The sequence below is a fragment of the Rhodopirellula sp. J20-39 genome (assembly GCF_057365095.1).
In genome coordinates, this window is sequence record NZ_CP195123.1 from 1,757,914 (window position 1) to 1,772,174 (window position 14,261).

General features: G+C 51.3%; 11 protein-coding genes. 3 read left to right on the forward strand and 8 right to left on the reverse strand.

Annotated elements, in window-relative coordinates:
- Window positions 1-137: 137 nt before the first annotated feature.
- Window positions 138-803 (forward strand): hypothetical protein, encoded by a 666-nt coding sequence (locus ACR3ZL_RS06310; protein WP_473648734.1) that lies wholly within the window; start codon window positions 138-140, stop codon window positions 801-803.
- A gap of 1 nt (window position 804) precedes the next feature.
- Window positions 805-2,595 (forward strand): hypothetical protein, encoded by a 1,791-nt coding sequence (locus tag ACR3ZL_RS06315; protein WP_473648733.1) that lies wholly within the window; start codon window positions 805-807, stop codon window positions 2,593-2,595.
- Between the two features lie 102 nt (window positions 2,596-2,697).
- Here the strand turns inward: ACR3ZL_RS06315 and ACR3ZL_RS06320 are convergent, their stop codons facing one another.
- On the reverse strand, window positions 2,698-3,651 hold the full coding sequence (locus ACR3ZL_RS06320) for a glycosyltransferase (RefSeq protein WP_473648732.1): 954 nt from the start codon (window positions 3,649-3,651) through the stop codon (window positions 2,698-2,700).
- A gap of 147 nt (window positions 3,652-3,798) precedes the next feature.
- Here ACR3ZL_RS06320 and ACR3ZL_RS06325 point away from each other — a divergent pair, with 147 nt between their 5' ends.
- Window positions 3,799-4,707, forward strand: coding sequence for a glycosyltransferase family 2 protein (locus ACR3ZL_RS06325; protein WP_486173293.1), 909 nt, complete (start codon window positions 3,799-3,801; stop codon window positions 4,705-4,707).
- An 88-nt stretch (window positions 4,708-4,795) separates the two neighbouring features.
- On the opposite strand, the gene ACR3ZL_RS06330 is transcribed toward ACR3ZL_RS06325, so the two are convergent.
- The 7 genes from ACR3ZL_RS06330 to ACR3ZL_RS06360 all read right to left on the reverse strand — a co-directional run bounded on the left by ACR3ZL_RS06330 (window position 4,796) and on the right by ACR3ZL_RS06360 (window position 14,252).
- A complete protein-coding gene (locus tag ACR3ZL_RS06330) occupies window positions 4,796-6,151 on the reverse strand; it encodes a glycosyltransferase family 4 protein (RefSeq protein ID WP_486173294.1) in 1,356 nt (451 codons plus the stop codon).
- 2 nt (window positions 6,152-6,153) lie between these two features.
- Window positions 6,154-7,284 (reverse strand): glycosyltransferase, encoded by a 1,131-nt coding sequence (locus ACR3ZL_RS06335; protein ID WP_473648728.1) that lies wholly within the window; start codon window positions 7,282-7,284, stop codon window positions 6,154-6,156.
- On the reverse strand, window positions 7,281-8,159 hold the full coding sequence (locus ACR3ZL_RS06340) for a glycosyltransferase family 2 protein (RefSeq protein WP_473648727.1): 879 nt from the start codon (window positions 8,157-8,159) through the stop codon (window positions 7,281-7,283). The genes ACR3ZL_RS06335 and ACR3ZL_RS06340 overlap by 4 nt, the downstream gene beginning before the upstream one ends.
- A 108-nt stretch (window positions 8,160-8,267) precedes the next feature.
- Window positions 8,268-9,560: a glycosyltransferase gene (locus ACR3ZL_RS06345; protein WP_473648726.1), complete on the reverse strand. Its 1,293-nt coding sequence runs from the start codon at window positions 9,558-9,560 to the stop codon at window positions 8,268-8,270.
- A 108-nt stretch (window positions 9,561-9,668) separates the two neighbouring features.
- Complete coding sequence (locus tag ACR3ZL_RS06350) at window positions 9,669-12,077, reverse strand: radical SAM protein (RefSeq protein WP_473648725.1); 2,409 nt, start codon at window positions 12,075-12,077, stop codon at window positions 9,669-9,671.
- Window positions 12,078-12,086: 9 nt separating this feature from the next.
- Window positions 12,087-13,271 carry an ABC transporter ATP-binding protein gene (locus tag ACR3ZL_RS06355; protein WP_473648724.1) on the reverse strand — a complete coding sequence of 395 codons (1,185 nt, stop codon included), beginning with the start codon at window positions 13,269-13,271 and terminating at the stop codon, window positions 12,087-12,089.
- 93 nt (window positions 13,272-13,364) lie between these two features.
- A complete protein-coding gene (locus tag ACR3ZL_RS06360) occupies window positions 13,365-14,252 on the reverse strand; it encodes an ABC transporter permease (protein ID WP_473648723.1) in 888 nt (295 codons plus the stop codon).
- Window positions 14,253-14,261 lie beyond the last annotated feature (9 nt).

The window sequence follows — 14,261 nt, forward strand, 5'->3', positions numbered from 1 at the left end:
ACTTGTTTTGGTTGAGAGAGCGACTTGCCGCGGGGGGGGGGGCTTTGAGTTGACCCACTACTCTGCAGCGATCAGACTCGATACGTGAAAAGCTGTTATTCTTGTTCGCGTTTCTTTGTCTGATGTTGGGAGACACTATGTTTCAGTTTCAATTGCGCCGCTTCGGTGCAAGTCGGCCCCCACTTGTGGTGATCTTCTCACCTTGTATCGGCTTGGTGTTGTTGTTGTTGTTTTTGGGCTGTTCTAAGGAGGCGATGAAAGAGGCCTACGATAGCGCGAAATCTCAGACTCAAGACCTCGCATCGAGTACGCAAGAATTGGCATCCAGCGCCAAGGAATCGGTAAGCACGGCCGTCAAAGCGGTTGAAGCCAAGTTGCCATCCAAAGGGAGTATGACGCTGCAGTCAGAGTTCAGTATTCCGGATCCTCAGCGTGCCAGTATCGAGTTGATCGTGATCGGTGATGGTCGTCCGAACGTGGTCCAGATCTGCAGCTACGATCCCGCCAGTGAGCAGCTAATTTACCCAGCCGTCTTGCTGCACGGCCCAACGGATTTGAACTCCATTGGTGAGCTCGCTGGGACGAGTGTCTCGTGTGACCTTTACATGCAAGCGGATCCATCCAGCGTCATCGCCATGACCAAACCGGGCGGCCATGTTGACGTCATGTTCGGTTCACTGAGCGCAGAAGATCAAACTCTCACCGCAACAATTCAAGCAGGTGAAGTCATGGGTTCAGACCAAAAGACTTATCAAGTCCAAGGTGGCGAAATCGTCGCAGCCGTTTTGCAGGAGGGCAATTGATATGAGCCGATTGCAAACTCAAATTTGCTTGCGAAAGCTAAGTCTTGCCTGCCTTAGTTTAATTCCATTTTTTGCTTGCTGCCGCACCACGCAAGCCAACCCGTCCTCCAAAAATCCCAATGCCGCCCTGGATGTTCACGCCACCATTCCGGAGGCCAAGGATTTGGTGGAAGGGCTGTATGTACTCGCAACGCAAATGGTGCGAGTGCAGCATGACGCATATCAGATGAGGGATGAGCCTCAGCGAATTCCGGTCCGGCAAATGATGCAAGCGTGCGGGAAAATCCAAAAAGCAAAGTTAGATGTCCAGCATTTGAAGCAGATGGGCGAGCCAGCCGGACACGACCTGGAGCGGCGGTTTGACAAGTTACATAGCGATATCAACTGGCTCGCGGAAAAGTATGGCGCTACACCTCCAGGTCAACAGTTGCGTGCCAAGCAAGATGTTAAGTGTCGCAAACTGCTCCCCAAGTTTCAAAAGGCTGCACAGAAAGCAATGGAGCTAGCTAATTCCGGGAATGTAGATGGCATCGATGCCATATTTTCTGACGCCGCCAGTCAACTCACTGAGAATTTATCTCCGCTCTCGATACCCTACGACAAAGCTTTCCAGGATGGCTTCTTGGGGCCGCTTGCCGCCGTAATGTCGAAGGTAGCTGAGGTTCGCACGAAGCAGTACCGTCTTCAGGCTGTTGAGACGATGGAGGGCCTGGTGCAATCGGCTCAGCAATTCTCGAGCAAGACCGAAGCGGCCTTGGGCCAGTACCGTCAAACGGCTTCTGATTCGCTAGCGGTTGAAACCGCTAGCGAGTTGCTCCTCAAAGAATGGGCTCTCGCTTCGACGTCGCTCGTACGAGCTCATGCAATCGCTTATGCATTTGAATTTGATCGCAATCCAGGTGCGTCGAGCGGACCGCTGGGCGTCATCAACAACGCGACTAGCCAACTGCAAGACGCCGCAAAGAAAGCCTATGTCGATTTGATTCGAGTGGTCGCTGAAAAGTCCGATCAAGCTGACGTCGTGGCCGCTTATGGCATCTTGTTAGAAGGGATTTCAAAAGCTCAGCGACGCTCCGCAAATGGGGATGCCCTTGCCCAGGCTTGTCAGCCCGCGTTGGCACAATTCAGTGCCAGTTCGGTCGCGTTGCAGGCGAGGCTAGCGGGCTACCAGCGGGCGACGCGTCAACCGTTGGCCTGGCGGGAAAGATTTGCTACCCAAAGTGTTCGAGGGCTGGAATCCGAATTCCCCAATGCCTCCAGCGTGCTGTCCGCGGAAGTAGAGGGTCGGTCCAATGCGCCTGAATACATGGACGATTGGGCGAATATGGTCGCCACTCGCTCAGGCCCCAATTTGATCGGCAAGACGCTTTCGGGGAGTCCAGCCCGACGATTGTTGATGGCCAAGCCTTTCGTCGCCGTGCCATTCACCGCCGCACATTACATGAACGTGCTTGTGTCGCCTGAAATTGAGGGCGCTGTGGATGATCTTGAGTCCGCGTTGTTTGTCACGGACGATTATCCGGCGTTGTCGTTCGAAGCGGCGGACGCTGTTTCGTCGGCGGGCTCACTCGATTTAGAATCAACCGGTGGTCAGGTGATCGGCATTACTCTTGAGCCTAGGTTGGTTAGATTTGCGACGTTGCCAGCGGCCGGATATGTTCTGATGCCGTTCGGTAGCCAGCCCACCCTTCGCACCGACCGCTACAACGCACATGACGCACTGTGTTGGCGAGTCGATGTGAAGGCATCCTGGGTGCGGAATAAGTATTTCGTTGTGGCTTCGCCTCAATAGTTGCGGTTCTTAGATAAGGTGACCGCCAGCGTTCCACAGTTGGCGGTCAGGCATGGACCGCGAAGCGTTGTCGTTTGGTCGAGCTTGCCAGTTTCTCTCAGATCAGTTGGGTTGAGGTCGGCGAAAACCGCGAAAGTGAACTAGCGACTTCAGCAACGTCCACCAAGCATGCAGATTGGTCGGTTCACCGGCAATAGCCGCATTGGCGTGCTTCCTGGCGCTCAGCCAAAGTCCGTTCCGCGCCGCTGACATTGCCCAGTGGTGATGGATTCTGGCTGGGGTCTTTGGCGAGTTGTCATCTGTCTTCATTGGCGTCACCTCCAGTCCGCGTCGTCCTAGCTCCCTCGAAAGTATTTCCCGCGACAGAGCTAGTTGTTGCTTGTGCTTTTCGATACTCCCGTTGTCAGCGTAAACCCGGTAGTTCAATATGAATTCAGGGATATTCGCGAACTGAGCTGTTTCACTGAGTCGAAGCCAAAGCCCAAAGTCTTCACTTGGCTGCTCATCGTGGTATCCGCCAAGTCTCGTGATCGCCGATTTTCGGTAGAGAACCGATGGGTGGATAAAGCAATTTGCTCCTTCCAGGAGTTCCCGCTTTAATTGCACGGGCTCAGTCGGCAAGCGGATGGGGTATAGGCGTTCTCCGTCGCAATCCATTGCCCAAGCCCAGCCTCCAACAACGTCAACGTCCGGGTTCGCTTCGAGGAACTGGACCTGCTTTTCCAAACGATCGTGTTCACAGGTATCGTCTGCATCCATGCGAGCAACAAGCTCTCCACGTGCGATTTCAAGCCCGTAATTCAACGCCGGGCCAATTCCGTTGCCAGGCGACACTCTGAAAAACACACGCTCATCTCTACTTGCGAAAAGCTGAACTAATTCTGCGGTCTCATCTTCTGAGCCGTCATCAAGTATGATCAGTTCGAAGTCTTGGAAAGTCTGGTGAAGCACACTGTCGATCGCCTGGGATAGATGTGGCAATCCATTCCTGACCGGCAGGATCACAGAGACGATTGGCCTTGAGCTTGCTTTTGACTTCGCGGTGCTTTGTGGCATCAAAAATTTGCTCTGCGGAATTCTGCAACGAGCTTACTCAACAACGAGTTGATTGGGTAAGCACGACATGCATTTGAATTGGGGGCGACTCCAGTTCAATCATATCAAAATCCCACATACGCTAGGCACGATATCGTGAACTGCAGCATGGAAAATGAACCCAGCGACACGATTCGATCTCAAGGCCCAGCGGTCAGTGTTGCGATCACGACCTACAACCACGAAGCGTTTATCGAGCAAGCGATCGCTAGCGTGCTCAATCAGCAAACCGACTTCCCGTTCGAAATCCTGATCGCCGATGATTGCTCGACCGACAGCACCTCCGAGGTGATCGCGTCGATCGCACAGTCGCATCCCGGTCGTCTGACGATTTTACCGCGTCCTCAAAATCTGGGCCTCTCGCTGAACTTACAAGACTGTCGAGACCAGGCCCGAGGGAACTACCTCGCGATTCTCGAGGGCGATGACTACTGGACGGATCCGTTGAAGCTACAGAAACAGTATGACGCAATGCAAGCCAACCCCGATTGGTCGATGTGCTTTCATTCCGCACGCGTGTTTGCCGATGATGGCTCCCGTCCCGACATGATCAAACCTGATCGTGAACCCGAACGCCCGCTCATCGTCGAAGACTTCATGGATCAGAATCAAATTCAAACGATGTCCGTCGCGATGTACCGACAGGGCGTGATTAAAAAAACACCCGACTGGCATACCAAACTGCGAATTGGTGATTGGGCGCTAAATATCTTGCATGCTAACGCAGGCCCAATCGGGTTTGTCTCCGGGGTGATGACCGCGTATCGAGTTCACGGCAAAGGGCTATGGTCTGGCTTGGATACCTTTCACCGCTGGAAAGAAATCGATCACCTGTTCGGATACTTGGAAGAACATTTTAAGGGTGATCGACGAGAGCAAATGCGTCAGGCACGAGACCGGCACAGCCAGGACTTTAACAACCGCGTGAACGACCTTGAGAAAGTTGAGTCTCGATACAAAGGCCTTCAGCTCGACAAAATTGCTTATCTGTTTCGCATTTTCAAAACACGTGGCTAAGGCACGCCGCGATCTCCACGCTAGGCTAGCTTTTCCAACCAGCGAATCTTTATCCGTCGGCGATGAGCCTTGGGAAACAGGTGAGCTATCAACGTCGGCGCACCAAGTTGTTCATCCTGCGGTCTCGTAGTCGCCTTCGACGTCTAAGCAGCGGAGCAATGAGGTGGCGAAGTGTATTTCGCGACCTGCTAAATAGTGAATCGTTGCAAAGTTTACTCTCGTGGCCTACCGCAACGAGTACGTCTTGCAAAGTGTCATTTGATTTAGAGCTTGACCTTGTTGATGAAGCGAAAGATCGAGACTGTTGAAACATCCTTGCAAATTGGTCGGCGCAATTTCGTTCTGTAAAATTCTCGCGTTGGCAGGCTTGGCCAAGCAGCCCCAGTGATCTCGCTTTCACCGGGTTTTCTAAAAGCTGGCAAATGGCATTTGCGAGTGAGTCTGGCGACGCGATCGGCACCAACAAGCCCGACACTCCGTTTTCGATCATTTCTTCGCAACCACCGCTCCGGGTCGCGACGATGGGTGTTGCTAGGCTCATTGCCTCTAGGACTACGACGGGAAGTGGATCGGCTAGTGCGGGCAAAACGAGCAAATCGGAGCTGGCAATAACTTTAAGGGCATCCTTTCGAGGGCCTAGCAATAGAAAGGATTTTGTGAGATTCGCATCCACAAGCCCCTGCCGAAATTGGGTTGACCGATCGTGGTCTCCGCCAGCGACCGCGAACCTCGCATCCGGTGCGGATTGAATGACTTTTGTTGCGGCTGGGATCAGATCCATGATGCCCTTGCGATGGCTTAGTTTGCCGACAAAGCAGATCACTGGAGTTTTCTCTGAAACGCCAAAGATGTCCTCCTTTGACTTGGCGAAAGACTCTCCCGACAGGTTCGGAACACCGGTGTGGATCACCTGGGCATTTTCATGGCGGGGCGACTGCAGTTCGTTGACCACGCTTTGTGATACTCCAACCACTTGCGTTGAGAGTGAGCCAATAAAATCGACTACCGTTTTTACTGGAGCAAGATAGTTCAGCGTTGGGTCCGACCGAGGCATCTCTAAAATATGCCAAACGTGTGGCAGCTTGGTGCGAGCAGCCGCCAGTGCACCTTCGGCAATTACGCTCGTGTTGGTGAAAATTAAATCGATTTCCTCCTCCCTGATGATGTCCGTAATCCTCGTGACTCTTTCGTCGAGGCTGTAGCCGAACAAACGCAGTTGTTCGTCGTGGTTGCCCGTAGGCGCAGCCCACCAAACCATCGGCGCCTGCCGCGTTTTAATTCCAAGTTTCGCAAACGCTGTGTAGAGATCACCATAGCCAGGCAATACCACGACGGGATCGAATTGGTCTCTCGGCAGCGATTGGATTAGCAGGTACAAGCACCTTTCAGCTCCGCCCCAGCTATCCGAATGGGAGACGAAAAGCACCTTCATTGGAATCGTCATCGTTAAAGCTCCAGGGTGCAGAGGAACTCAGCAAAGGTTTCTGCCGGGGCTTCCGTGTAGACAGATTGGGCTTTCTCTGCCGCTTTCTTTCCCAAGACCTCCCATTCGTTTCTTCGCTGCCAAGCACGCTCGAGAGCATCGTCAAGTGCTTCGACGCTCGGATGCTCCGCTAGAAAACCGTTCTCATTGTCTTCGATTAGTTCAGCGGCGCCCCCCACGTTTGTCACGATGGCGGAGCGTGACGAGAGCATGGCCTCCACCAACGACAAAGGCAGTCCCTCGATACGCGACGCGAGGATAAGTGCATGGCAATCACTCCATATATCAGCGATTTTTTCGCAATGCCCACGCAGGACGATGCGATTTTCGAGTGAATGAGCTTGGATCATTCTTTGGATACAATCATGGTGAGGCCCTTCGCCGAACAGGTGCACCTTCACCTTTCGGTCTCGCCATTTCGGACGGGCCATCATTTCAATCAGTAAGTCCTGTCCCTTGTGATAGGCATGGAGTCTCGCGACGCAACCGAGTACGAGACCGTTGGAGCAATCAGGGTACGGATTTTCCTGGCGGTACGGAACCAAATAAGGATTCCGCACAATGACCGCGTTCTTGATCGGACCCAACTGGCGTTCCGCTAGGAGTCGGTTTTGTTCGGATACGAAACAAACGCATTTCGCGTATCGAAAGGCCTCGCGAAGCAAGTCAGCAACTTCATCGTTCGGCCACTGGAAAGCAGCCACCAGTTGAATGACCACTGCAAAATTCTGGCCATCCGCTGCGAGTTTTTGCAGTATTGGAAGCCCTTCGACTAAGTTGCCCATTGAGACAACGTTTAAGTCGTGGTGTTGATCGAGCGGATCTTGTAGCAAAGTGCTTTGGATCCAATTGTTGTCCCCGATTAGCCGAGACAAACGCGATGCCCAAGCTTGCTTCCGTTCGGTCGGCGTCGTAGTCACATTGACTGTCGCTTCGCGAAGTGGTTGAAGGCTCGAGGCGGAACTTTGGCTAAGCGGAACGTGAGCGGTAACGACGTGCCCCATTTTTTGTAACGCCAATGCAGTTCGCTGCCAGAGCAGTTCGCTTCCGCCCCATTGGCCTGCGTTGCTCGTAATCAGCCGTATCGCTCTCACGGTGATTCCTGAGATGGAGGTGTGGACCGGTCGGTCAGTTTTCCAAGTTGTCGTTTCGCAAACCCGAAGGTTCGCCGGATTGGATCAGGCTTGACTGGTTTCGGCGGTCGGTAATGATCGAGGCAGTCGCGGCAATAGCTCCAAAATTCCTGCACATCAGCAGATCCGTGGCTGGCACGCACCTGGAGTATTTCGAGTAGCATCTCATCTCGCTGCGAAGAACACTTCGCTTCCGAGTGAAGGCGGTATGAAGCGAGTGTGTCCGTCGTCGAGTGAAATTTTGCTCGCTTGGCAAAACGGTGCCAGAGGTCGTAATCCATCGCCAAATGAAGTGAGTTATCCAGCCCGTTGACTTCATGCCACAGGTTCGAACGCCAGAAGGTGGATTGTTGGGGGAACCATCGGGCAATCCAGTAGGCGAGCGCCTCATCGATTTCGTACTCCAGGAAACGTGTGCTTGAAAGAACGCCGTCACGACCTGGCATCGGCACGTTCTCCCCATGCTCATCTATCAATCGGCTCCCTCCAACAATGACATCGCATTGATCGTGAGTGGTGAAATAGTCCGCCACGGCAGCAAGTGCGTTCTTTTCGAGCAAGTCGTCGCTGTTGATCCAGCAGAAGATGTCTCCGTTTGCTTTAGCGAATCCCTTGTTGATCGCATGGCTCTGTCCGTCGTCCGCTTCACTAACCCAGTAAGCAAGACGGTCAGCGTATCTTTGAATGATCTCAACAGATCCATCCGTGCTCCCTCCATCGACCACAATGTATTCCAGGTTGGGATAGTCTTGCTCGATGACTGACCGCAGCGTCTCCTCAATAAACTCCGCTTGATTGAACGAAGGGGTGACGACAGATATTTTAGGGGTCGGCATCAACATAGCCATGCAGAGCGAGTGACAGTAATAGCAAAATACTAAACGGTGCTGAACGATTCGGCAATCTAAGACCCCTTTCGATGGCCAACATCGATCTGTTCGAAATCAAGCCCCTTTCGAAAGTCTGGAGAAAAGTTTGTGGTAGCTCTTTGCTTGCTTATTGAAACTGTAGTGGGTTTCAACCGAATTACGGCACTGCTGTTGGATGCGATGGGCATTGCCCTCTTCATTCAGTGCAGTCAGTCCCCGACGAATAGAATCGGCAAGTTGGTGTGGCGAGACTTTAGAGGAAAGCCAACCTGTCTTTGATTCGTCTACCATTTCTGGAATGCCTCCAATCATAAAACCTGCAACAGGCGTACCGCAGGCCAGCGATTCGAGCACTGTGTTCGGTAGATTATCTTGTCGCGACGGAATTACAAAAAGGTCTGCGGCCGAATAGATCATTCGCATGAAGTGCGGGTTGGACACCCGGCCCAGATTTATGACATCAATATCTTCTGGCAATTGTCGTGTGATGACTCCTCCACCCATGCATAGGATTCGGCAGGGCATTCCGCTTAATTGCAATTCTTTGATGGCCTCAAGCAATAAATCGATTCCTTTTCGTTGGTTGTTCAAGCTGTCAGACACAAACAACAAACAAGGAATGTCATCCGCGATCTCAAAACATTGCTTGGCTAATTTCTTATCCAGGATTCGGAAGAGGCCTGTATCCAGTCCGTTTGGAATCGTCGTAGATTGAAATCTTCTAAACAGCTTGCTCTTGCTTGCCTCAATGCTTAGCCATTCCGATGGAGCAACAATATTCAAATCACTTCTATTCAAGTGTTCGAAGATCCGTTTTTTCCGATTGAATATCGTCCATGAAGCGTCGTCGGGGCCGCTCTTAATCAACATTGGGCAATGATTGCATTGTTGGAGATACTTGCCGCATCCTGCATCATAGTGACAACCGCCGGTGAAAGGATTCATGTCATGTAGGGTCCAAACGATTGGTTTCCTTCCCGCGAATCGCTTGAAAATCTGTTCTAGGTCCACATATTGTGTGACCCAATGAAGGTTGATCACATCGTACTCTTCCAGCAGATCTAGTTGTAAAGGCAGATCAACACAGCAATCGGAGAAACCCTCGCAGTGGCCAATCGTCTCGGTTGCAGCGGATTGCTCGAGTGAATGATTGTCTGCATCGAGCAGATAGCGATCTATTTTTCGTTGAATACGCAAGTTTATGGCGTTCGCAACACGCATCCCTTGAACCACGCGGATTTCAGGATCTGAAATCTGCTCGTTAATAAAGCAGCTTTCTACCCCTAACGATCGCAGGCCAAGATGTAGCCGCATGGCAGCTTTGCCAGCACCACCTGATGCAAGAGTGCTGACAATGGCAATTTTCATAGGTCATACCGTAGGTAAAAAACAACGTACTTGCTAAGTGGCATCACCTCGCCATCTCAATAATGTCTCACCAAGAACTCATATCCGACGCTGACAAACAAGACACAACTATCCTTCAATACTTGCCGCGGATTCATCGAGATGGCGGAAGATTTTCTGAAGTGCTTCTTCACTACGCTGTACCCTCTCACCGAGGTCCGTTTGTAGCTCGTTATAGCCAATCGAATCCAGCATCTGCGTTGCGACCCTCTTACCATCAAATTGCTCAATAGAGTGCAGTCGGTCTGAAACTGTTAAGTCTTCGCAAAGTCCTTTGACTTTGCCGCCTAGCGTATAGTCGATTGCTTGAAAATTCACCTGAGTAGCCAATGAAAACACAACGCTGTGAAAACGCATTGCCAAGACAGCTTTGGACTCTAGGAAACGATCGAGATCTGCGGTAGGGGATCGGTGAAGATGATCGATACTCCGTAATATCTGGGGGTGGTTTTTGAGGATTCGGCGATAAAACAACCGGTCGTTTCCACCCACTGCATATTTGTGCATGCAGAACGGGATAATTGTGGTAGTGGAGTCTCGGTTTTGTATTTCGTTGATGAATTCGATGACCTCTTGTTCGAAATGTTTCTTAATACGCTTGGCGTTTTTTTCTCCCATGTCGGCCGCATATTCATGAATGGGCCAGTCTCGCAGGGCGAGCAAGATCTGGTTCTTTGGCTTCGGAATCGTGCTGTTCGATTTTTTCTGCGAGATTTGTTGGCGGATCCACAGGAAGGCGGGGTCAAGCATGCATGGAAAACTCACGTCGGAATCGATTAACTGCGTTGCCAAACGGCTCGACGCTTGGTCGCGAAAAACCGCATGAGTGGAAAGGCTGATAATATCAGCGATACTCCGATCTCGCACAGAGAAGTTTAGAGGCCCAATCCCGCATCCAGCCAAGATAGCTGCTCCTCCAACCTTTCTCGCGTTGATGAACAATTCCCGAATGTCGTCGACTTGTTCGATCAAACTCATCAAGGGGCCACCTGCCATCACTACTGCGCGATAAGTACCGTTTTGTACCGCCTCTTTTGCATCACCAAGAGATAGATTACGCGCAATCCCAAGTTCCGGCATCTGTCGGATCGTATGCGCCGACACGTATGGTTCCAGGGAGGCCAAGTCGATTTCCAGGTGTCGGTTGCTTCGCAATTGCTGCACCACGCCGCCAAGAATTGCTTTGTCGCCAAGCGTCTCGGTTCCATACCACCCGCACAACAAAATTCTGCCTGGTAGTTTTTGGGGATTGCTGACTACGTTCTTGGCCGCGTTGGTGGACCGCTCCGAATGCTGAGCGGGCTGAGCGGTCGATGCTCCCTTCATGATTCTCTTGCAGGCGTCAGTCATCGTCTTGACTGATGAGCGTAAAACCTTGGGTGTTACTAGACTCGCAATTGAACGGCTTCGGGACGCAATGCGATCGGTGACGTATTCTCGCATTCGCTGGTTGGGCGACTCATCCACCATGACTCCTTCGTAGTCATGTAGGCAGGATGCGCATTTGTTGTGTTGGATTTCAGAAAGTACTTTTCGATTGGACCAATAGAGATCAGTCGCAGGCTCCCGGACTGCATTTCCTAGAACGGGGCTTTCGACCGCGCAGTAGGCAAACTCTCCCTGTGGACCAAGCGTTACTCCATGCGACTTCCATGCACATCCTGCTGCCCGTGGTGCACCATAGATGATTTGATTCCGCAAGCTAAGGTAAAAGTCTTTTCGCAACGGGTCTGTTTCATAGTTCAATCGCAAGTTGTCTAAGAAATTAGCAAAGTGAAACTTCCTGTCGTCATCCAAAGTCGTTGGGTGTGGAAAGCTCAACGAATAGAGTCTTTGATGAGGAATTCCTATGCGAAATCGTGCATAGATTCCATGCTCAACACACCAGTCTAAAACGTTTTCTACGTCATAAACATTGTCCCGGATAACAGTGCAGCCAATTCGAACATCGTTGACCAACGGGCTGTCTTTTAATAATCCAAGCGTTCGTTCGGCCGAATCAAAGTTTCCCTCTCGGCCGCGTACCTTGTCATGCACGGGTCCGATTCCATCGACGGACACCATCACACTGAGTTGTACGCCTGAACGCTGGCAGCGTTCTCCAATATCTTTGACGGCTTCAATGACCTGTTTGTAACGGATCGCATTCGTAATCAAGTGTATCGACTGTAACGCTGGAAGCGTGTCAATTACGGCCTGCGCGACATCACCGATGTCTCTCCGCAAAGTCGGTTCGCCGCCGTTAATTCCGATTCCCTTGATTGTCGCAAACAGAGGATCTGAAAGAGCGGATCGAATCTCAGGCGGCGTAATCTCATGCTGTTTCTTCTGTTGCCAGATGTTGCACATCTGACAGCGAGAGTTACAAATGTCATTGATCGGAAACTGGATAACATCCGGTGCCTGAATCGGAGGGAACTTGGACTCTGCACGAAATTCTTGAAAGATCTGATAGATCGCCTTCAATCTGCGAAACATGTGGGAGCTCTATTTTGTTTGAGCGAATTGAAGGACGTATGCGGATTTCGCACGCAGGTCCTGACGAACATCAAAGGTGCACTGCTGATGTGCCCAGACTACAGTTCGGACTTGCCTTTCATCATAGATGATGGTGCTTAGCAGATAGGTTCCGCACGATAGCGGCATTGCTTCAAGCTCAAACTCGCAGCTTTGGGTGCCTGGTTCGATTTCAATTTGATACGGAGCATTGCGGCTTGATTCGAAGCATAGCGTTTCAGAGTGGTTAAATAATTGAATATGGAAATAACCGCTAAATCGTCTGCTAAGCGTCGTTTGAACGATGATTTGGACGCAAGTCATTTGCCCCTCGTACGAGATGCAGCATTGCGCATCGAATTGTGTAAAGGGTTCGTGAATATGCAGAAATCCATTGTTCCTTATCTGATCGGATGAGTTTAAGTCATCATACGCCTGGCAGGCGTCGGCGACGTTGCCACTGCACGCGACGCGCCCCTTGTTCAGCAGGATTGCTTGACTGCAAATCCGAGAGACAGATTCCATGTCGTGACTAACAAAAATGACGGCAGCCTCGTCGAGCAATGAGCCAATGACGTGGTAGCATTTGGATCGAAAAGCCGCATCGCCAACAGCAAGAACTTCATCCAGAATAAGTACGTCCGGTTTGATCAGTAGGGCCGCGATTGCAAACCCTAAGCGGACTTGCATTCCGGAACTATAGTTTCGGACGGGAGAGTGGATGAAGTCATTAATGCCAGCGAAGTCCACGATTTCATCAAGCCGGTTGCGGACTTGCCTTTGGCTAAGTCCCAAGATTGCTCCGTTCACCCGAATGTTTTCCGCGCCGGTAAGCACCGGATCGAATCCGGCCCCTAAGGCGATCAGTGAACCGACATCACCTTGGATACCGATCTTTCCCACATCTGGCTTGACCAACCCGTTCAGCATTTTTAGCAACGTCGTTTTTCCAGCGCCGTTGCGACCGATTAGTCCCAAACATTCTCCGCGTTTAACCTCGAAGTTGATATCCTTGTTTGCCCAGAATTCGCACTGGCGAAGTTCGGTCTCCTCCGCACGCCTTGTTCCCAGCAGATCCACAGTGATGTCGTGAACACCGTACCAGAGGCTGCGTTTTAGATCGCGGCAGAATTTCTTGCCTACATTCTCACATCGGATCAATACTTCTTGAGACATCGTTTTCTAATTAAAGGGCAGTCAGAACATGGTCCCGCGGACAACGCACTACAGATGGAAATTCGAATTGACGTAACAGGTTAACTTTTGCAGTTACATTCCCATCCGTTCAACAAGCCTCGGCATTGCCACTCGAAGAACCATGAGGCTGATGGCCATAAGGATCAATGCGGCTGTTGTTGTCCACAATAGTCCAGTGGCATACCCCCAATCCCCAGACAAGAGCCAATTCCGTGTCGACATCACTAGAGGCGTCAATGGATTCCAGTCCATGACGACGCTGGCGATTCCGGTTCGCGGAGGTGGATACACGACCGGACTTAAAATCATCGCAAAGCCGAGAGAAACCGTCAGCATTTTTGAGACGTCCGTGTAAAGAGCTCCAAGGGGAATCAACGCGATCCCAATACTCGCACCGACAAGTACAGTGCACGCTAATCCGACAATGAACATGGGAGCGGTCCACGCGGGCGAAACCTGGAGGATCAAGAACAGTGGAGTCAAGAAAATTGTCTGGAGCAGCAGATTAAAGATAATCTGTCCCATACCTGCTAAAATGAACGACTCCACTGGTACTTTTAGCTTCATGAATACAGGCTTGCCTGCATTAAAAGAAACAAGAGGTTGGATGACCGAAGTCGCAAACGCATTCCAAATCAATGAGCCGGTTACCACAAAGAGAGGATAGGGAATATTCCCGGTTTCCACGTGAACAATTCGGGAGTAGTTCAAGTACATCCAACTAATCGTTGTGGCAATGATCGGTCCGACGATCCACAGGTAGCCAAGGTAGCTCTGCCTATACTGAGCTTTCAGATCACGCAAGAACAACACCCAGGTCAGCTCTCGGGACCTCCAGCAGCTGGCTAGAATTGCCCAGAGCAATACAATCGAATTGGCGGATTCGGGTTGCGCAGAATACTCGACAAATTGGCGAGTACTTCCGGTTGTCGCGTCGAGTTGATCGGTCGGCGATTCCATGGTTGACAA